Source organism: Pseudomonas sp. S1_E05 (genome assembly GCF_056337105.1).
This window is the reverse complement of record NZ_JBFRHM010000001.1, coordinates 145,278-166,550: the sequence shown is the minus strand read 5'-3', so window position 1 is coordinate 166,550 and position 21,273 is coordinate 145,278. Positions and strand designations below refer to the sequence as shown.

Annotated in this window: 7 protein-coding genes and 1 pseudogene; 4 read left to right on the top strand and 4 right to left on the bottom strand. The window is 62.9% G+C overall.

What is annotated here, in order from left to right:
- Nucleotides 1-165 precede the first annotated feature (165 nt).
- Nucleotides 166-13,158, bottom strand: a complete 12,993-nt coding sequence (locus AB4N33_RS00745; RefSeq protein ID WP_476456162.1) for a non-ribosomal peptide synthetase — start codon at nucleotides 13,156-13,158, stop codon at nucleotides 166-168.
- A 390-nt stretch (nucleotides 13,159-13,548) separates the two neighbouring features.
- Here AB4N33_RS00745 and AB4N33_RS00740 point away from each other — a divergent pair, with 390 nt between their 5' ends.
- On the top strand, nucleotides 13,549-14,091 hold the full coding sequence (locus AB4N33_RS00740) for an RNA polymerase factor sigma-70 (RefSeq protein ID WP_460122158.1): 543 nt from the start codon (nucleotides 13,549-13,551) through the stop codon (nucleotides 14,089-14,091).
- A 112-nt stretch (nucleotides 14,092-14,203) separates the two neighbouring features.
- Here the strand turns inward: AB4N33_RS00740 and AB4N33_RS00735 are convergent, their stop codons facing one another.
- The 3 genes and pseudogenes from AB4N33_RS00735 to AB4N33_RS00725 form a co-directional block, all read right to left on the bottom strand.
- A complete protein-coding gene (locus AB4N33_RS00735; protein WP_476456161.1) occupies nucleotides 14,204-15,208 on the bottom strand; it encodes a GNAT family N-acetyltransferase in 1,005 nt (334 codons plus the stop codon).
- Nucleotides 15,209-15,286: 78 nt separating this feature from the next.
- Nucleotides 15,287-16,080 (bottom strand): annotated as a pseudogene (locus AB4N33_RS00730) (substrate-binding periplasmic protein).
- Between the two features lie 85 nt (nucleotides 16,081-16,165).
- Complete coding sequence (locus AB4N33_RS00725) at nucleotides 16,166-16,792, bottom strand: TetR/AcrR family transcriptional regulator (RefSeq protein WP_460141167.1); 627 nt, start codon at nucleotides 16,790-16,792, stop codon at nucleotides 16,166-16,168.
- A 175-nt stretch (nucleotides 16,793-16,967) separates the two neighbouring features.
- Between AB4N33_RS00725 and AB4N33_RS00720 the strand changes: the two genes are divergently transcribed.
- Genes AB4N33_RS00720 through atuC form a run of 3 tightly spaced genes read left to right on the top strand, consistent with a single transcriptional unit; the run spans nucleotide 16,968 to nucleotide 21,254 of the window.
- Complete coding sequence (locus tag AB4N33_RS00720) at nucleotides 16,968-18,758, top strand: acyclic terpene utilization AtuA family protein (RefSeq protein ID WP_476456160.1); 1,791 nt, start codon at nucleotides 16,968-16,970, stop codon at nucleotides 18,756-18,758.
- 12 nt (nucleotides 18,759-18,770) lie between these two features.
- Nucleotides 18,771-19,634, top strand: coding sequence for an SDR family oxidoreductase (locus AB4N33_RS00715; RefSeq protein WP_476456159.1), 864 nt, complete (start codon nucleotides 18,771-18,773; stop codon nucleotides 19,632-19,634).
- Nucleotides 19,635-19,637: 3 nt separating this feature from the next.
- The gene (gene atuC / locus AB4N33_RS00710; protein WP_460122146.1) at nucleotides 19,638-21,254 is read left to right on the top strand and encodes a geranyl-CoA carboxylase subunit beta; all 1,617 of its coding nucleotides are present in this window, start codon (nucleotides 19,638-19,640) and stop codon (nucleotides 21,252-21,254) included.
- The last annotated feature ends 19 nt before the right edge of the window (nucleotides 21,255-21,273 follow it).

Below are 21,273 nucleotides of genomic sequence, written 5' to 3'. Positions count from 1 at the left end.
GGAAATGTACGGGATTGTAGATGGGGGCTTTGTGGTGCCTGGACGGGCCTCATCGCGGGCAAGCCCGCTCCCACAGTGGTCGGTGTTGTACATGTAACATGTGTTCAACATTAAACCCTGTGGGAGCGGGCTTGCCCGCGATGAGGCCGCAACAGACACCGGAGATTACAACCCCTCCAACTCCGCCATCAGGTCGTTCAACCGATCCGCCTTCTCCCCGGTGATTTCACTGGCCGCCAACCCTTCGATGTACTCCGCCAGTTCCTGCACCGTGCTGCATTCGAACATCGCCCGCAGCGGCACATCCCGTTGCAGGGTTTTCTGCACCCGTGAAGCAATTTGCGTCGCCAGCAGCGAATGTCCACCCAGTTCGAAGAAATTGTCGCGAATGCCCACCTGCTCGACCTTCAAGACCTCGGCCCAGATATCAGCCAGGGTCTGTTCCAGCTCATTGCGCGGCGCCCGGTAATCCTCGCTCTGCAACTGGCCGATCTCCAGCGCCGGCAAGGCCCCGCGATCCAGTTTGCCGTTGGCGTTGAGCGGCATGCGCTCCAGCCACAACCAGTGCAGCGGGACCATGTATTCCGGCAGCTCGGCACGCAGGTGCTGCTTGATGCGCTCCAGCCGATCGCTCGGGCTCAGAGTGACATCAACCGCCACCAGATAACCGACCAGATGCTTGCCATTCACCCCTTCCTGCACACCGACCGCCGCTTCACGCACCTCTGGCTGTTCATGCAGGCGCGCTTCGATTTCACCCAGCTCGATGCGATAGCCACGAATTTTCACCTGATGGTCGATACGGCCGACGTACTCCAGCACGCCGTCGCTGCGCCGACGAGCCAGGTCACCGGTGCGATACAAGCGCTCGCCCGGCTCACCAAACGGGTCAGGCACGAACACCTGGGCAGTACGCAACGGATCGCTGACATAGCCGCGGCCAACCCCGGTGCCGGCCACGCACAACTCGCCCACAGCCCCCAACGGCACCAGTTCCAGCGCGCCATCGAGCAGATACAAACGGTTGTTGTCGGTGGGGGTACCAATGGGCAGGTAGCTGCCACGGGTCGAGGCCAGGTCGACGCGGAAAAACGCCACGTCGTCCGAGCACTCCGCCGGCCCGTAGGCATTCACCAACCCGATATCCGGATAGCGCAATAACCATTGATGAGCCAGTTCCGGCGGCATCGCTTCGCCGGTCGGTAACATCCAGCGCAGGCCATCCAGACTCATGCGTTCCTGAGCGAGCATGCCCTGGATCAGCGACGGTACGCTTTCCAGCACGGTGATGCCCTGCGAGGAAACGTGCGCCAGCAACCCCTGCGGATCTTGGGCAATGGTGTTCGGCACAATGTCGACCCGTGCGCCGAACAACGGCGCGGCAAGGAACTGCCAAACCGAGATGTCGAAGCTTTGCGAAGCGGTCTGCGCAATCACATCCGCCTCGCTCAGGTTCAGGTACGGGACCTTGCTCAACTGGTTGTTGAGCATGCCGCGCTGCTCCACCATCACCCCTTTGGGCAAACCGGTGGAGCCCGAGGTGTAGATGACGTAGGCCAGGTTGTCCGGGCCGCTGTAGACACCCGGATTGGCCACCGACAGGGCACTGGCCTGCACCTCTTCCCAAATCAACAGCCGTGGCCTGTGGGCGCAAGCGGTTTCCTCCAGCAACGCGAGCGCCTGTTCGCGGCTGGCCTGGGTGCAGACCAGCAACGGCGTGCGGCTCAGGTCGATGATCCGACTCAGGCGCTGGCTCGGCAGACCCGGGTCCAGCGGCAGGTAACCGGCACCGGCCTTGAAGCTGCCGATGATCATCCCGAGCAGATCGAGGCTGCGTTCGGCCAGCAAGGCCACGGGTTGATCCAGCCCGACCCCGGCCGCGATCAGCGCGTGGCCCAAGCGGTTGGCTTGCTGGTTGAGCTCGGCATAGCTGTGCTGCAGGCCCTGGCAACTGGCGGCGATACGCTGCGGATGCCCGGCCACCTGCGCCTCGAACAGCGCCACATAACCCTGTTCCAGCGGGTAGTCGTGGGCGCTCTGGTTGCAGCCATTGATCAGGAAATCCTGCTCTTCGACGCCCAGCAGCGGCAGGTCGGCCATGTCACCGTGGAAACCCCGGACCAGCGCCAACAGCAAGCGTTTGAACTCGCCGAGCATGCGCTCCACGGTGGACTCATCGAAATAACGCTGGTCAAAAGACAGGTGCAAGCCCAGGTCATCGCCCGGATAGCAAACAGCCGTCAACGGGAAGTTGGTGTGAGTCCGGCCGGAATCAGAGGTGGCATTGAGGCTTTGCGCACGATCCAGCACCGAGACTTCCACCGGCGCGTTCTCGAACACGAACAGGCTATCGAACAGCGGCTGGCCCTTGGGCAGCTCGCTGTGTTCCTGGATGCTCACCAGCGGCAGGTATTCGTATTCGCGCAGTTGCATGTTGCTGTCGAGCAACTCGCTCAACCATTCGCGCACGCTGCAGCGCTGATCATCCCCGGGCATCTTCACCCGCAGCGCGACACTGTTGATGAACAGTCCGACGGTGCGCTGCATCTCGGGCATTTCCACCGGACGCCCGGCCACGGTGACGCCGAACAACACGTCACGATCACCGCTCAGGCGCCGCAGCACCAAGGCCCACGCTGCTTGGGCGAAGGTGTTGATGGTCAACTGGTGAGCCTGCGCCAGCTCGCGCAATTGCGCGCCGTCGCGGGCGTCAAGGCGCGTATGGCAATCGCCGACGATCATGCCGCCGCTGTCACCTGCGTGTTCACGCAGGAACGGCCGATCGCTCGGAATGGGCGTGGTGCGCTCGAAGCCTCGCAGGTTGTTCTTCCACCACTGCCGCGCCTCGGCCAGGCTCTGGTGTTGGAGCCAGCCGATGTAGTCGCGGTAACGCGGCGCGGGGGCCAATTGTGGTTCACGGCCTTCTCCCAGGGCCATGTAGATGTCGAAGAAATCGTTCATCAGCAGCGAACGGCACCAGGCATCGATGAGGATGTGGTGATTGCTCATCATGAACCAGTAACGCGCTTCGCCGACACGAATCAGGCGCAGGTGGAACGGCGCCTGGTTGAGCAGATCGAAACCGGCTTCGCGCTCGCTCTTGAGCAGGCTTTGCAGCTTTGGCTCCTGTTGGTCATCCGCGATGTCGCGCCAGTCGAGGTAATCGATTGGCGTGCGACCCGGCTTGTGGATCACCTGCAGCATGTCTTCGCCGACGTTCCAGCAGAACGAGGCGCGCAGGGCTTCATGACGGGCGATCACCGCTTGCCAGGCCTCGGCAAAACGCTGCGGATCAAGCGTGCTGTTGATGCGGTAGCGGTCCTGCATGTAGTAGAGGCCGGTGCCCGGTTCAAGCAAGGTGTGCAGCAACATGCCCTCTTGCATCGGCGTCAGCGGGTAAACGTCTTCAATCAACGCTGCCTCGACCGGCAAGGCGTCGAGTTGCACCTGGGTCAGTTTGGCCAGCGGGAAGTCGGACGGGGTCAAGCCGCCCGTGTCGTCTCGCAGGCAATGCTTGATCAGGCTTTGCAGTTCACCGAGGTAGGCTTGCGCCAATTCGCCGATGGTCTGCGCGTCGAAACGTTCGGCGCTGAACGTCCAGCGCAGCACCAGCTCGCCACCGTAAACCTGGCTGTCGACGCTGATCTCGTTAGGCAGCGGCGCATGAGGATCGTGAGCATCGCCGACCGGCTCGTCCAGCGGCTGGAACAACGCCCGCTCGCCAAAGCTCTGGTCGAACTGCCCCAGGTAGTTGAAGGTGATCGGAGCCACTGGCAACAAGGCCATGGCCTCGCGGCACGGCTGATCGGCGAGGTAACGCAGCACGCCATAACCCAGACCTTTATGGGGCACGCTACGCAATTGCTCCTTGATCGCCTTGATCGAGGCGCCCTGCCCGGCCGCTTCCTCGATGTTCACCGGCGTCAACCGTAGCGGATAAGCGCTGGTGAACCAGCCGACGGTACGGGTCAGGTCGATATCGTCGAACAGGGTTTCTCGACCGTGGCCTTCAAGTTGAATCAATGCCGAGGCATTGCCCGTCCAGCGACACAACACGCGGGCCAGGGCAGTCAGCAACAGGTCGTTGACCTGGGTGCGATAGGCACTCGGTGCCTCTTGCAGCAGTTGCCGGGTGTGCTCGGCGCCAAGGCGTACGCTGACGGTTTCGCCGTGGCAATGGCGCTGCCCGCCGTCGGCACGCTCGCAGGGTAAATCGGCATTTGGCCCCGCCAGTTGCCCTTGCCACCAGTCCAGCTCTTCGCGCAGGGACTCGCTGCTGGCATAGGCCTGCAGGCGTGCGGCCCAGTCCTTGAAAGCACTGGTTTTCGCCGGCAATTTCACCGCCTGCCCCGCCTCCAGTTGGCGATATACGTTTTTCAGATCGTCCAGTAACACGCGCCACGACACGCCATCGACCACCAAATGGTGGATCGCCAGGAACAACCGCTGCTGCTCCTCGGGCCCATCGACCAGTAACACCCGCATCAGCGGCCCCTGTTCGAGATCGAGGCTGCGTTGCGCATCGGCAAACAGTGCCGCGCATTTGTCCATCGACGTGACTCGCACCTGCCACAGCACCGGCAGGTCGCTGACCGCCTGGTGCACCGCCGTCCAGACGCCCGACTCCTGTCGAAAGCGCAGGCGCAAGGCGTCGTGCTGCTCGATCACCGCTAGCAGTGCCTGCTCAAGACGGTGAGCTTCGAGCATGACGCCCGGTTGCAGCAGCACGGCCTGGTTCCATTGCTGACGCTGGGGAATATCACTGTCAAAGAACCAATGCTGAATCGGGGTCAGTCGTGATTCGCCAGTGAGCAGGCCTTGCTCGGCAGTGATTCGCTCGGTGCGACTGGCCACGGCGGCCAGGGTCTGCACGGTCTGGTGCTGGAACAGGTCACGCGGGCTGAAGTGAATGCCCTGCTGCCGCGCGCGGCTCACCACCTGGATCGACAGAATGGAGTCGCCACCCAGCTCGAAGAAGTTGTCGTGGAGGCCAACCTGGGTGACGTTCAGCACCTCGCACCAGATCTGCGCCAGGGTCAGTTCCAGTGCGTTGCTCGGCGCTACGTAGTGTCGGCGATTCAGCTCCAGGTCCGGTGCCGGCAGCGCGCGGCGGTCGAGTTTGCCGTTGGCGGTCAGTGGCATGCCCGCCAGCAGGATCAGGTGCGCCGGCACCATGTATTCCGGCAACTGCGCCTTGAGGTGGTTCTTCAACGCCTCGCGCAGGGCCGCCTGTTGCACTTCGCCGTGCTCGGCAATGTCGGTCGCCAGATAGCCGACCAGTTGCTTGCCGCTCGGGGCGTCCAGCGCCAGCACCACCGCTTCGCGGATCGCTTCGTGGTCCAGCAGGCGAGTTTCGATCTCCCCCAGTTCCATACGGAAGCCGCGAATCTTCACTTGATGGTCGATACGCCCCAGGTACTCCACCAGGCCGTCGGCGCGCTGGCGCACCAGATCGCCGGTGCGGTACATGCGCCCGCCGGCAAAGGGGTTGGCGACGAAACGCTCCGCAGTGATGCCCGGACGCTCGTGATAACCCTGGGCCAGGCCCGCGCCACCGACATACAGCTCGCCGGTCGCGCCTTGCGGCACGAGCGCCAGGTCGGCGTCGAGTATGTACGCCACGCGGTCACCAACCACGCCGCCGATCGGTACGCTGCCCAGCCCCTCTTCCAGCACGGGCGGCGCCAGGCAGGCCAACGGCATGACCACGGTTTCGGTCGGGCCGTAGGCGTTGAAGAACAGGCTCGGTTTGAAGGCTGCGCGAATGCGCTGCAAATGTTCGCCGGTCAAGGCTTCACCGCCGGTAATGCACATGCGCACCGGCAGGGTTTCGCCCTGGGTGGCCAGCCACTGCGCCAGCTGGCTGCCGTAGCTGGGTGTGAAGCCGAGGATATTGACGTGATGGCGACGGATCAGCCCGCAGATTTCTTCGGCATCCCACTGGCCCTGGGCGCGCAGGACCACTTGCGCACCGCTCAGCAGCGGCACCAGCAGTCGTTCGGTCGCGGCGTCGAAATTGATCGAATAAAAGTGCAGCTCGCAATCGTCCGCTCGCATGCCAAAGCGCTCGATGACCGCACGGCAATGCATGGCGATTTCACCGTGGGACACCACCACGCCTTTGGGTGTGCCGGTGGAGCCTGAGGTGTAGATCAGATAGGCATGATGTTGCGGCAGAGTCAGCGACGGCAGTTCGGTAGCCGGGTAATCGACCAATTGCTCAGCATCTTCCTCAAGGCACCAACGGGCGATGCCCGGTGGCAGCTCGCCGAGGGCCGCAAACATCGCCGCATCGCTGAGCAGCAAGCCGACCCCGCTGTCTTCGATCATGTAATGCAGGCGGTCGAGCGGGTATTCCGGATCGAGCGGCACATAGGCACCACCTGCCTTGAGGATCGCCAAGAGGCCGATCACCATCTCCAGGGAACGCTCCAGCGCCAGGCCGACACGCACCTGCGGGCCGACGCCGCGCTCACGCAGCATCCAGGCGAGGCGATTGGCACGGCTGTCGAGCTCGGCATAGCTCAGGGTCTGTCCGGCGAAGGTCAGGGCCGGCGCCTCGTTGCGCCGCAACGCCTGCTCGGCGAACAGCTGATGAATGCACTGGTCAAGGCGATGTTCGCCCGATTCGACGCCCAGGCTGTCGAACAGTTGCTGCTGCTCGACGGCTTGCAGCATTGGCAGTTCACTCAAGCGCTGCTGCGGATCGGCGATCAACGCCTCCAGCAGGTTGCGCCAATGCCCGGCCATGCGCGCAATGCGCGGCTCGTCGAACAGGTCAGTGCTGTAGGTCAGGCAGCAGCCCAGGCGATGATCGAGGTCGGTGACTTCCAGGTTAAGGTCGAACTTGGTCGCCCGTGCATCGTTGGCCAGGTATTCGACCGTCATGCCATCGAGTGTGCGGCTTTGCTGGAACTCCCAGCGCTGCACGTTGCACATCACCTGGAACAGCGGGTTGTAGGCGGCGCTGCGTGGTGGCTGCAAGGCCTCCACCAAATGGTCGAACGGCAGATCCTGATGGGACTGTCCTTCGATGACGGTGTGCCGCACCTGCTCCAGCAGCTCAAGGACCGGCATCTGCCCATCGATCTGGCAACGCAGCACCTGGGTGTTGAGGAAGGCGCCGATCAGACCTTCGCTTTCCGGACGGATGCGGTTGGCCACCGGCGCACCGATACGCAGGTCGGTCTGCCCGCTGTACCGGTAAAGCAGTGCCGCCAGCGTGGCGGTCATGGTCATGAACAGGGTCAGGCCATTGTTGGCGTTGAATGCCCGGACCCTTGCGGCGAGGTCATCGCTGAGGTCAAACCGGAACAACTCGCCCTGATGGCTTTGCACCGGCGGACGCGGACGGTCGGCCGGCAGTTCCAGCAGCGGGTGTTCACGGCCCAGTTGCGCGGTCCAGTAATCGAGCTGGCGCTGGCGCTCGCCGGATTCCAGCCACTGGCGCTGCCACACGCTGTAATCCAGGTATTGCACCGGCAACGGCGCCAGCGGCGACTCGCGGTCATCGACGAACGCTTCGTACAGCACGCTGAGTTCGCGGGCGAAAATGTCCATCGCCCAGCCTTCGGTGACGATGTGGTGCAGGGTCAGCACCAGGTAGTGCTCCTGCTCAGCGCTCTTGACCAGGCAGGCCCGCAGCAGCGGCCCGGTTTCCAGGTTGAAGGGGCGATGCGCTTCGCTATCGGCGAAGGTCTTCACCCGCTGTTCACGCAGGTCATCACCCAGCGAAGAGAAGTCCTGCCAGTCCATGCGCACGCCGATGTCTGCATGCACCCGTTGCTGCGCCACGCCATCGACGCTCGGGAACGTGGTGCGCAAGGTTTCATGACGCAGGATCAGCGCCTGCAACGCCGTCTCGAAGCGCCCGACATCCAGCACCCCGCGCAGGCGGGCCATGCCGCCGACGTTGTAGGCCGGGCTGTCCGGTTCCATCTGCCAGAGGAACCACATGCGCTGCTGGGAATAGGACAGTGGCACTGGCTGGCTGCGATCGACCTTCTCGATCGGCGGTTGCTGGTTGGTCCGGCCGCTGGCCTGAATCAGGCGGACCTGTTCGGCAAAGGCGCCCAGTTCACTGTTTTCAAAGAGCGAACGCAACGCCAGCTCGACGTCGCACGCCTGACGAGTGCGCGAGATGATTTGCGTGGCCAGCAGCGAGTGGCCCCCAAGGACGAAGAAGTCATCACGCAGCCCCACTTGCGCCAGTCCCAGGACTTCGCGCCAGATTCCGGCGATCTGCTGCTCCAGCGCCGTCACCGGTTCAATGTGTTCAACGACCTGCCAGATCGGTTCGGGCAACGCGCGACGGTCGAGCTTGCCGCTGGGGCCCAGGGGCATTTCCTGTAGACGCATGAGCTGCGCCGGCACCATGTATGGGGGCAGCTCGGCGGCCAGCGCGGTTTTCAGGCGGGTGTTTTGCGCGTCTTCGGCCTCACCGGTTTCAGTGGCGGTGTAATAGCCGACCAGTTGGGCGCCCGCAGCGGTGTCACGCACCAGCACCACCGCTTGCGCGACGCCTTCCTGCGCCAACAAACGCGCCTGGATTTCTTCCGGCTCGACGCGAAAACCGCGCAGCTTGACCTGTTGATCGAGCCGACCGAGGTATTCGATCACACCGTCGCCCGTCCAGCGTGCGCGGTCGCCGGTGCGGTACAGGCGAGCGCCCTGCTCGCCCCACGGATCGACGACAAAGCGTTCGGCCGTCAGCCCCGGGCGCCCGAGATACCCGCGCGCCAGGCCGAGGCCACCGATACACAGTTCTCCCGGCACGCCGGCCGGCAGAGGATTGAGGTCGCTGTCCAAAATACGGCAAATCACGTTGCCCAACGGCCGGCCAATCGGCGAACGCTCGTCATCGGCGGCGGTGCAATGCCAGTGAGTCACGTTGATCGCGGTTTCGGTCGGACCGTAGCGGTTGTGCAGTTGCACCGTCGGCAAGTGTTCCAGCACCCGGTTGCGCAATTGCGCCGACAAGGCCTCGCCGCCGGAGAACACCCGTCGCAGGCTCGAGCATCGGCCACTGAGCGGTTCCTCGATGAACAACGCCAGCAGCGGCGGCACGAAGTGCAGCGTGGTCACGCCAAATTGCCGGACCAGTTCGGCGATACGATGGGGATCGCGGTGCTCGCCGGGACCGGCAATCAACAGCCGTGCGCCCGTGATCAGCGGCCAGAAGCACTCCCAGACCGACACGTCGAAACTGATCGGCGCCTTTTGCATCAACACGTCGCTGTCGTCGAGGCGGTAGGTTTTCTGCATCCATTGCAGGCGCTCGGCCAGGGCGGCGTGGGTGTTGCCGACGCCCTTGGGCTGCCCGGTGGAGCCGGAGGTATAGATCACGTACGCCAGGTTGTCGCCGTGCAAACGCAGGCCCGGCGCCTGGCTCGGCCAGGTTTCCAGGTGGAGCGCGTCCATGGCGATCACGCTGACATCGTCGGCGGCTGGCAGCCTGTCGAGCAACGGGGTTTGCGTCAGCAGCAGTTCCGCCCCGCTGTCACGCAGAATGTAGGCCAGCCGTTCGGCAGGGTAATCGGGGTCCAGCGGCACATAGGCCCCGCCGGCCTTGATGATGGCCAGCAGGCCGATCAGGAGTTGTGGCGAACGCTCGGCGGCGATGGCCACGCAGACGTCCGGCCCCACGCCTTTGTCGCGCAGGTAATGCGCCAGACGGTTGGCCTGGGTGTGGAGTTCGGCGAAATCCAGGCTGCCACCCTCCCACACCAATGCGGTGCGCTGGGGCGTCTGGCGCGCCTGTTCGGTCAGCAGCTCCGGCAGCCATTGGTTGGCGAGCGCGCAGTGCGAAATGCTCCAGCGGGCTTGTTGCTCCAGTTCACTGGACGCCAGCATTTGCAGGTCGCCGACGGCTGTCTGCGGTTGCGCGCAGACAGAGCGCAGCAGGTTGCAGTAATGCTCGGCCAGGCGCTCGATGGTCGAGGCGTCGAACAGTTCGTTCGCGTAGTCGAAGGACAGGCTCAAGCGGCCGTTACGGTCTTCTTCGCTGTGCAGTTGCAGGTCGAACTTGGCTTCGCGGCTGTGCCACGGCAGCTCTTCGGCAAGCAGCCCAGGCAGGCGTCGCAGGGCACTCAAGTCCCGTTGCTGGTGGTTGAACATCACCTGGAACAGGCCCTGTTCGCGAGCCTGGGGAAACGCTTCGAGCAGTTGCTCGAACGGCAAGTCCTGATGTGCTTGCGCGCCCAGTGTCGCAACGCGGGTTTGCGCCAGCAGCGTCAGGAGTGGCAAGCGCGAATCCAGCTCGGCGCGCAGTACCTGGGTGTTGATGAAGAACCCTATCAGGCCCTGGGTTTCCAGGCGCGGACGGTTCGCATTGGGCACGCCGACGCGGATGTCACGCTGACCGCTGTAGCGGTGCAACAGGCTCTGGAACGCCGCGAGCAACAGCATGAACGACGTGGACTCATGAGCCTGGGCGGTCTGGCGAATGGCGGTGCTGAGACCGGCATCCAGCCTCACCGTGTGCCGGGCGGCGCTGTGCTGACGTTGCGCTGAGCGCGGGTGGTCGGTGGCCAGATCCAGGGTCGGATGATCATCGCCCAATTGCGCTTTCCAGTACGCCAATTGCCGCTCGCTCTCGCCCTGCGCCAACCATTGACGCTGCCAGCTGCCATAGTCGGCGTACTGGGTCGGCAGTGGCGCAAGCGTCACCGTTTGCCCTTGGGACGCGGCGGCGTACAACTGCGCGAACTCGTCGATCAGTATGTTCAGTGACCAGCCGTCGGCGATGATGTGGTGCAGCGTCACCAGCAACTGGTGATCGTCCTCATCAAGGCGCACCACGGTGACCCGCAGCAGCGGGCCTGCCTCCAGATCGAACGGATTCTGCGCTTCATCGTCACGTATTCGTCGCGCCCGAGCCTCGCGCTCGGCGGCGGGCAGGCTGCTGATGTCGATGCGTTGCAGGTTGAAGGCGCCCGCCGCATCGATCTGTTGCAGCGCCACGCCGTCGCGTTCGAAAAAACGCGTGCGCAGGGACTCATGCCGCTCGATCAACTGCTCGAAACCGCCAAGCAACGCGGCTTCATCCAGTTCCCCGCGCAGCCGCAAGGCGCCGGGGATGTTGTAGGCGCAGCTGTGCGGGTCCAGTTGCCAGGTGATCCACAGACGGTTTTGTGCCAGCGATTGCGGCAAGGCTTCGCTGCGCGACAACGTGCTGATTACCCCCTGAGGCAGGCCGCCGTCCAGTTGCTGCTGTGCGACGGCGGCGGTAAAGGAACCCAGCGTTGGCGCTTCGAACAGCAGGCTCAGGTTCAACTGCAGGCCCAGCACTTCGCGCAAACGCGCCACCACCTGGGTGGCGGCAATCGAGTTGCCGCCGAGCAGGAAGAAGTGGTCGTCGGCACTGACCTGCGGCACCTGCAACTGTTCGGCCCAGATGCGCCCGATCAGGCTTTGCAGCTCGCAAGCGGATTGAGGGTGCTCTTGATCGGCCACAGTCGCCGTTGGGAACAGCGCATAGCTGTCGAGGCTGCCGTCGGCCAGGCGGCTGCGGCAGGCCGAACGTTGCAGCTTGCCGCTGGACGTTTTCGGCAAGGCGCCAGGATTGAGCAGCACCACCACGCTCGGTGTTTCTTGATAGGCCTCGGCCACTGCCTGGCGAATGACTTTGATCAGCCCCTCGGGGGGCAGGATTTTCTGCACGCTGCGGCTGATTTCCGCCGCGATACCGATACCTTCCTGACCGTCGACAGTCACCGCGAACGCCGCGACCCGACCCTTGCGCACCACATCCACCTCTCGCTCGACGGTCTGCTCGATGTCTTGCGGGTAAAGGTTGTGTCCACGCACGATCAGCATGTCTTTCAGGCGCCCGGTGATGAACAGCTCGCCGTGATGCAAGAAGCCCAGGTCGCCGGTGCGCAGCCAGGTCCTGCCCTGATGTTGCACAAAGGTTTCGGCACTGCCCTCGGGGTTGCGCCAATAGCCATGGGCGATGCTCGGGCCGGTGGCCCAGACTTCGCCGACCGCCTGCTGGGCCAACTCGCCAAGCGTGACCGGGTCGACCACCCGCACCGCGTGATCCGGCTGGCTGAAACCGCAACTCATGATTGCGCTGCCCTCGCCCATCTCGGCACGGTTTTGCGCCAGCGCCTGGTCATCCACCCGCAGGTTGCCGATGCCCTGGCCGCGGGGCGTGCCGGCGACGAACAACGTGGCTTCGGCCAGTCCGTAGGACGCCATGAAACAGTCCGGAGTGAAGCCTGCGACGGCGAACTTTTCGGCGAAACGATCAAGGGTGTCGAGGCGAATGGGTTCAGACCCGGAATAGGCAACCCGCCAGTTGCTCAGATCGAGACGTTCCAGCGCCGATTCGCTGACCCGCTCACTGCACAGCCGATAGGCGAAATCCGGCCCACCGCTGATGGTGCCGCCGTATTCGCTGATCGCTTCCAGCCAGCGCAATGGCCGGCCGAGAAAATAAGCCGGCGACATCAACACGCAGGGCACGCCGCTGAAAATAGGCTGCAACAGGCCACCGATCAAACCCATGTCGTGGTACAGCGGCAACCAACTGACGATCACATCGTCTGGGTTCACATCGATGCCGAAGCCTTGGCGAATCAACAGTTCGTTGGCCACCAGGTTGCCGTGACTGACTTGCACGCCCTTGGGCAGCGCCGTGGAACCGGAGGTGTATTGCAGAAACGCGAGGTGGTCGTGCGTCAGGACTGGCTCGAGCCAACGTTCGGCCAGCGTGCAGTCGAGGGTATCGACGCACAGCAGCGGCGGCGCACCTTCTATCTGTTGCAAAGCATCACGCAGGCCGGCGCTGGTCAACAGCAGGCGCGGTTCAGCATCGTCGATGATCGACAGCAGGCGCTCCTGGTGATGGCGTTTGCTCGACTCCGGCGGATAGGCCGGCACCGCGATCACGCCGGCATACAGACAGCCGAAAAAGGCTGCGACGTAATCCGGACCGCTCGGAAATAACAGGACCGCGCGATCGCCAAAATCCGTTTCGGCCTGCAACGCACCGGCAATCGTTCGGGCCCGCTGATCCAGTTCGCGATAACTGAGCACTACTGCCTGATCTGCGGTTTCGGCGAGGAAACGCAAGGCCACGCGGTCCGGCGTCAGGGCCGCACGGCGAGCCAGGGCTTGGACCAGAGTGCTAGGGGTTTCGAACGCGTCGGTCATGGGGGTTCCTGCCTGAATTCGGGGTGGTGTGCTGCCGTCACGCCCTTCACAGGGCATGCGGGACGCGGTCTTCGCCGACCACGCGAGGCATTGGCAATGCGGTTGCGGCGCGAGCGTGCGCCCGCAGCCATTCACCCATGAGAACGGATGACGTCTTGAAATAATTAGTCGGCGGGCTGGGTCGCCAATGGGGAGCAATCCATGGAAGTGCGCCCTGGCTGGGTGCGGCAGTGTGTCGCAAGTCTCACTCTTGCACCGCCGTTATGCATTGTTTCTCTTTCTCATTTGACAATCATTATCATTAAGAATAATTTGTCGCTCGATATGTCGGACGGCCCCACATGCACCCGCCTGCCGTCCCATGACCCCATCCGCAGCAAGGTGATTTCCATGACGGAACAAGTATCGACAAGCACGTGCGATTCACCGCTACTTCAGGCATTCGTCGACAACCGACTGATACTGGTCAAGATCGCCGCACGCATTACCGGCTGCCGGTCGCGTGCCGAAGATGTGGTTCAAGACGCATTCTTCCGCCTCCAATCAGCGCCGCCGATCACCTCCTCGATCAAGGCTCAACTCAGCTACCTGTTCCAGATCGTGCGCAACCTGGCCATCGATCATTACCGCAAACAGGCATTGGAGCTGAAGTATTCCGGGCCGGAAGAGGAGGGACTGAACGTGGTGATTCAAGGCGCTTCGCCGGAAACTTCGCACATCAATTTCTCGACCCTGGAAAACATCGCCGACGCACTGACGGAGCTGCCGACCCGCACTCGCTATGCCTTCGAGATGTACCGCCTGCACGGGGTGCCGCAAAAGGACATCGCCAAGGAACTCGGTGTGTCGCCGACCCTGGTGAACTTCATGATTCGCGATGCGCTGGTGCATTGCCGCAAGGTGTCGGGGAGTCGGGCGGCTGTTCGGCGCTAGGCCTCATCGACCTCATCGCGGGCAAGCCCGCTCCCACAGGTTCTGTGAACACCGAAGCCCCCGGTGGGAGCGGGCTTGCCCGCGAAGACTGACTCAAGATCAGCGCATGGTTTCAAGCCAAACTACACCGCGTAAAAAACCGCTCCCGCCCCAACACCATCAACGCCGCACGCTTGTGCGGGAAGTCGAACTCTTTCTTGCAATAAAAACGCTGGTCCTGCATGTAGCCGATCATCTTCGCGTTGTCGGCCCGTGGCTCGGCGACCAGTCGTTGTGTGCGCGGGTCGTCGAGAAACAGATAATGCGTCAACGCCGATAGCCAGCTTGCCACCTTGTGCGGGCCGCGATGGTGCTCCTCGCCAACCAGCATGTGAATGCCACGGTCATAATCGCCCGCCTCGTAAAATGGCGCGATGCGATCCTCTTTCGCCCAGTAGGCTTCGAAATAGCCAAACGGCTCATCGTCGAAACAGCCAATGAGCGTCACGGTGTGCGGGTCGGCAGCGAGCTTGCCCAGGTACTCACGATGATGCTCGAGACTGCCCTCTTCCTGCCAGAAACTGGCCACCCGCGCGCTGTTCTGCCAACGGTTGAACCGCGCAAGATCCTGCTCGATGTCCACGGTTCGCAGGGAAATCCACACCCCCAGCCGTGAGTCGAAACGGCGGTAGACTTCGCCGCGCGGTTTCACCGGCCGCAATGGATGACGCTTGCCGCTGCTGATCACCCTGTGCTGTGGATAGCTGCCGGTGAGCGAGCTCCCCAGCCAGGGCTGCGGCAATTGCCAGAACAAGGTGCGCTCGCAACGGTACTGGTTGGCGGCATCGCTCGGCACCAGCAATCCGCTGAGCAAGGCCTGGGCCGGCACTTCATCGAGGTGCCAGGTCAGATGCTGGCAGCCAGGGTCGCGGGCAAATAGCCAATAACTCGCCGCCCATACGGCCTGAGTGTCACAGCGCGACTCGACGCGCAATTGCAGGTCGGGCTCACGGTTGAGGTGCAAGGCGACCAACGGCTGCGTGTCCAGGTTCAGGCTCAGGCGATTTTCGCCTGCTTGCGCGACAAGGCGCTGGCCCGTTGGGAGCGCCAGGGCGGTCAGGTCATTCAGATCGGGCATAAGTCGGGCTCACGTTAATCGTCGACAGTTCAACGAGGTGACGTGAGCCGGCGGGGAAAATTTAGCAGATGGGCGCGATCAATTGCCGGGAACCGGCACCACCGCGATCTTGTACGGATCGAAAATCCTCAGCATCTGGCCGTTGTCGCGCAAACCTTGCAGCAACCTGGCAAATGCCTCGCCGCTGATCGGCGCCGCCGGACGCAGAATGGCGTAGTGATGATAGATCTGGTCGATACGCTCGGACACCAGCAACTGATCGCCGACCTTTTCGTTGCGCAACAGGTAATCGCTCAGGTACGAGCGCGTCACCAGCGCGATGTCCGCGCGTCCGCGCAGCACCATCAGCAGGTTACTGTCGTGGGAGTAGGTCAGCGTGGCGTTGAAGTGTTGCGCAAGGAATTTCGGGTCGGCATTGAAGTTGGAAAACTCGTAGTGGTAACCGCTGAACAGTGCCAGGCGCTTGCCCGCCAGTTCGGCGAAATAGTCCTGCTGACGATTGGGAAGGCGTTGCGCGACGAAGATTTCGGCGTCTTCGAGGCCCATGTCGACGCTGGTGTGCGGGATGTCTTGCCAGCCCCAATCCGGGTTCTCGAAAATCGCCATGTCCACCCGGCCCTGCTTGAAGTCACCGAAGCGGCGCGGGATGGACGTGGGCACCAACACAAATTGGTAGTCCTTTTGCGAGGCGTTGAGCGCCTCGACCAACTGCGGCAACAGACCGGTGTCGGCGCCGGACTCCGGCCGTACGGTGTACGGGGAAAATGCGCGGCACCGACCCGCACCAGTTGTGCAGCCGGGGACGGCAACATCCAAAGTGCGCAAAGCGCTGCGAGCAGAAGCCGTGAGGCCGTCCTGGTTGGCGAAGACATCAAACGACCCACTCCCAAAAAACATCAATCCATTCAAGCCAAGGCGGTTTCAATCACTTAGCCAGTTCCAGCCGTCCTGTGCAAACTATTGTTGCTCTGCCAGCACCAGAATCAAGGCCTCTTCAGCCAATTGGTCCAGGCTCAGGCTGCCACCGGGGCGAAACCAGGTCGTGGTCCAGGACAACGCACCCGTCATGAAACGCCGCGTGATGAACACATCGCCACGGATGAAGCCGGCGTCCTTGGCCTCCCCCAGCACTTGAAGCCACAGTTCCTCATAGACGTCGCGCAACGCCAGCACCTTGGCTTGCCCGTCTTCGGACAGCGAGCGCCATTCGTAGACCAGCACCGCCATGGCCTCGCCGCTGCCGCCCATGATCGACTGCAACTCGCAGCGAATCAGCGCCAGCACCCGCTCACGCACACTGCCGGCATCGGCAATGGCGGCGCGCATCAAGGCGGTGTTGTAGCGAACGGTTTCTTCCATCACTGCGCGCAGAATTTCGTCCTTGCTTTTGAAGTGATGAAAAATGCTCCCCGACTGGATGCCCACGGCACCGGCCAGATCCCGCACTGTGGTGCGTTCGAATCCCTTGTTGCGAAACAGATGGGCCGCCACTTGCAGCAGTTTGCCGCGGGCACTTTCCGGGTCCGTCAACTGGTTGCTCTCAACCAGTTCGCGCATGACCTTCAGGGCTTTTTGCTCATCCACCCGTTCTCTCCTACAGTCGAGTCCATCAATAAAACAGCGGGGTTCGCCGGCAATTTAAGCTGGCACAGGCAACCAAGCAAGCGCTTGGGAAGAAGATATTAAAGGCCATTTACAAACCAAGCGCTTGCTTGGTAGTCTCCATACACGTTCGATGGAGGTGACTATGGAAAGGTCTGTGCCTGAAACTGTTCGCATCGGTTGCGCCAGCGCGTTCTGGGGCGACACCTCGACTGCCGCCGCGCAATTGGTGGAGGGCGGGAGCCTGGACTACCTGGTTTTCGATTATCTGGCGGAAATCACCCTGTCGATCATGGCCGGCGCACGGCTTAAAGATCCCCAGGCCGGCTACGCCGGCGACTTCATCGAAGTGCTCAGCCCCCTGCTGGGAAAACTCGCCGAACAGAAAATTCGCGTTATCAGCAATGCCGGCGGAGTCAACCCACAGGCGTGCGCTGCAGCACTGCAAGCCGCGTGCGACAAGGCTGGCGTCGCGCTGAAAATCGCCGTGCTGTTGGGCGATGACCTGCAACCGCAATTGAAGCAGTTGAGCCATCTTGGACTCGAGGAAATGTTCAGCGGCGCCCCCCTGCCCGCGTCATGCGTTTCTACCAACGCCTACCTCGGTGCGCCGGGCATAGTCGAAGCCCTGCACCTTGGCGCGGACATCGTGATCACCGGTCGCGTGGTCGACAGCGCCGTGGTCAGCGCCGCGCTGGTACATGAATTCGGCTGGTCCTGGCACGACTACGACAAGCTCGCCCAGGCCGCCCTCGCCGGCCATATCATCGAATGCGGCGCGCAGTGCACCGGTGGCAATTTTACCGACTGGCGCGACGTACCCGATTACGAACACATCGGTTTCCCCATCGTTGAAGTCAGCGCCGACGGCCAATTTGTCGTCAGTAAGCCCGAAGGCTCCGGCGGCCTGGTCACTCCGCTGACCGTCGGCGAACAGATGCTCTACGAAATCGGCAACCCGCAGGCTTACCTGCTACCCGACGTGGTCTGCGATTTCACCGAGGTGAAGCTGGTGCAGCAAGGCCGCAACGCGGTCCAGGTGCACGGCGCCAAGGGGCTGGCGCCTTCCGATCAGTACAAGGTCAGTGCCACCTACCCGGACGGTTTTCGCTGCACCGCCAGTTGCCTGATCGCCGGGATCGATGCGGTCGACAAGGCGCGACGGGTCAGCGAAGCGATCATTAACAAAACTTGCGACATCTTCCGCCAGCGCGGTTGGGCGCCTTACAGCGAGGTCAATATCGAACTGCTGGGCAGCGAGGCGACTTACGGGCCCCATGGCCAACGCCAGGACAGCCGCGAAGTGGTGATCAAAATCGCCGTACGCCACCCGGATAAAAAGGCGCTGGTCACCTTCTCCCGGGAAATCGCACAGGCCGCCACCGGCATGGCGCCGGGACTGACAGGCATCGTCGGTGGTCGGCCGACGGTGTATCCGGTGATCCGACTGTTCTCGTTCCTGATCGACAAGAGCGCCTGCACCCTGCAGATCGACATCGACGGTCAACGTCACCCCTGCGCCCTGCCCGCCCTCGACACCCTCGCCACCACCGACCTGCCCCGGCCATTCGAAGCGCCCAAACCCTCAGGACGAGCCGATGCCAGTGTGGCGCTGGTCAAACTGGCGGTTGCGCGTTCCGGCGACAAGGGCAACCACAGCAACATCGGGGTCATCGCCCGCGAGCCGGATTACCTGCCATGGATCGCTGAAGCCCTGACCCCGGCAGTGCTCGTCGACTGGATGAGTCACGTGCTTGATCCGGTCCACGGGCGCGTCGAACGCTGGTACCTGCCCGCGACCCACAGCCTCAATTTTCTCCTGGAAAACGCTCTCGGCGGAGGTGGCGTGGCCAGCCTGCGCATCGACCCGCAGGGCAAGGCTTTCGCGCAACAACTGCTGGACATCCAGATTCCGGTACCGCAATACATCGCCGATCAGTTCAACTAGAGGACCGCCGCCGTGGCCTACGATTCAATTTTCAAAGCCGACCTGTTTGCCGGCCAAACCATCATCGTCACCGGTGGCGGCAGCGGTATCGGTCGCTGCACCGCCCATGAACTGGCGGCCCTCGGCGCTCATGTGCTGCTGGTGGGGCGCAAGGCCGATAAGCTCAAGACCGTGGCGGCCGAAATTGCCGAGGATGGCGGTCACGCCGATTGGCAGGCTTGCGACATACGCGACGAAGAAGCGGTCAAGCATCTGGTCAGCGAACTGATCCGGCAACACGGGCCGATTCATGGCCTGGTCAACAACGCCGGCGGCCAGTTTCCGTCGACGCTGGCGGCGATCAACCAGAAGGGTTTCGAAACGGTGATGCGCACCAACCTGGTGGGCGGATTCCTGATGGCCCGCGAAGTGTTCAACCAATCGATGAGTAAACACGGCGGCGCCATCGTCAACATGCTCGCCGACATGTGGGGCGGCATGCCCGGCATGGGGCACTCGGGCGCGGCGCGTTCAGGCATGGATAACCTGACCAAGACCGCCGCGTTCGAATGGGGTTACGCCGGAGTGCGGGTCAATGCCGTGGCGCCAGGCTGGATCGCTTCCAGCGGCATGGACACCTACGAAGGTGCGTTCAAGGCGGTGATACCGACCCTGCGCGAACACGTACCGCTCAAGCGCATTGGCACTGAATCGGAGGTCAGCGCAGCGATCGTGTTCCTGCTCAGCCCCGCCGCCGCCTTCGTCAGCGGTAGCACCTTGCGCATCGACGGTGCCGCCAGCCTGGGAGGACGCGCATGGCCGATCCACAAGGCGACCAACAGCGAATCCTACAACGGCTTTCACCGCGCCTACCTCCCCGACGTGCTCAAGGACTAAGCCATGCCAGTGATCGAGTCGCAGATCGACCCGCAGAGCGAGGCGTTCGCTCACAACCGCGCGGCCATGCTGGCCGCAGTCGAGCACATCCGCCGGTTGGAACAGAACCTTCTGGACAAGGCTGCCCAAGCCAAGCCGAAATTCGACAAGCGCGGGCAGTTGTTGCCCCGCGAGCGCCTCAACCTGTTGCTCGACCCTGGCGCGCCGTTTCTCGAACTGGCCAGCCTCGCCGGCTACAAGTTGCATGACGACAAGGACGGCAGTTCGGCGGGTGGCGGCCTGATCGCGGGCATTGGCTACGTGTCCGGCACCCGGGCACTGGTCATCGCCAACAACAGCGCGATCAAGGGGGGGACGATTTCCCCCAGCGGCCTGAAAAAATCCCTGCGCCTGCAACAGATTGCCGTGGAAAACAAACTGCCGGTGATTACCCTCGCTGAAAGCGGTGGCGCCAACCTCAATTATGCGACGGAAATTTTCGTCGAAGGTGCGCGCAGTTTTGCCAATCAGGCACGGATGTCCGCCATGGGCTTGCCGCAGATCACTGTGGTCCACGGCTCGGCCACGGCGGGCGGCGCCTATCAGCCGGGCTTATCGGACTACGTCGTGGTGGTGCGTGGGAAGGCCAAGCTGTTTCTCGCCGGGCCGCCATTGCTCAAGGCGGCCACCGGTGAAGTCGCCACCGATGAAGAACTGGGTGGCGCCGAGATGCACGCGCAAACCGCCGGCACCGCCGAGTACCTGGCTGAGAACGATGCCGATGCCGTGCGCCAGGCTCGCGAGATTGTCCGGATGCTGTCATGGAACGATCAGTTGCCGTGGTCACCCGAACGTCGCTTTGAAACCCCGCGCTACCCCATCGACGAATTGCTCGGGCTGATTCCCGATGACCCGAAAAAGCCCTACGACGTGCGCGAAATCATCGCTCGGATCGCCGATGGCTCAAACTTCCTCGAGTTCAAGGGCGAGTTCGATCAGCAAACCGTCTGCGGTCATCTGCATATCGAGGGGCGCGCTTGCGGCTTCATTGGCAACAACGGCCCGATCACACCCAAGGGAGCCAGCAAGGCTGCGCAATTCATTCAATTGTGCGACCAGAGCCGCACGCCCCTGCTGTTCTTCCACAACACCACCGGCTTCATGGTCGGCACCGAGTCGGAGCAGCAAGGCGTGATCAAGCATGGCGCCAAGATGATCCAGGCCGTGGCCAACGCGCGGGTGCCTAAACTGACCATCGTCGTCGGTGGCTCCTACGGCGCCGGAAACTACGCCATGTGTGGCCGCGGCCTGGATCCGCGCTTCATCTTTGCCTGGCCCAACAGCCGTACATCCGTGATGGGCGGCGCCCAGGCCGGCAAAGTGCTGCGTATCGTCACCGAAGCCAAACAGCTCAAGGACGGACTGACGCCCGATCCGAAAATGCTCGACATGCTGGAGCAGGTCACCGCGCAGAAACTCGACAGCCAGTCCACCGCGCTGTACGGCAGCGCCAGCCTGTGGGACGACGGCCTGATCGACCCCCGCGACACCCGCACCCTGCTTGGTTATTTGCTGGACATCTGTCATGAGGCGGACACGCGACCGCTGCAAACAAACAGTTTTGGCGTAGCCCGGTTCTGAACCGGCCAGAGGAGAACAA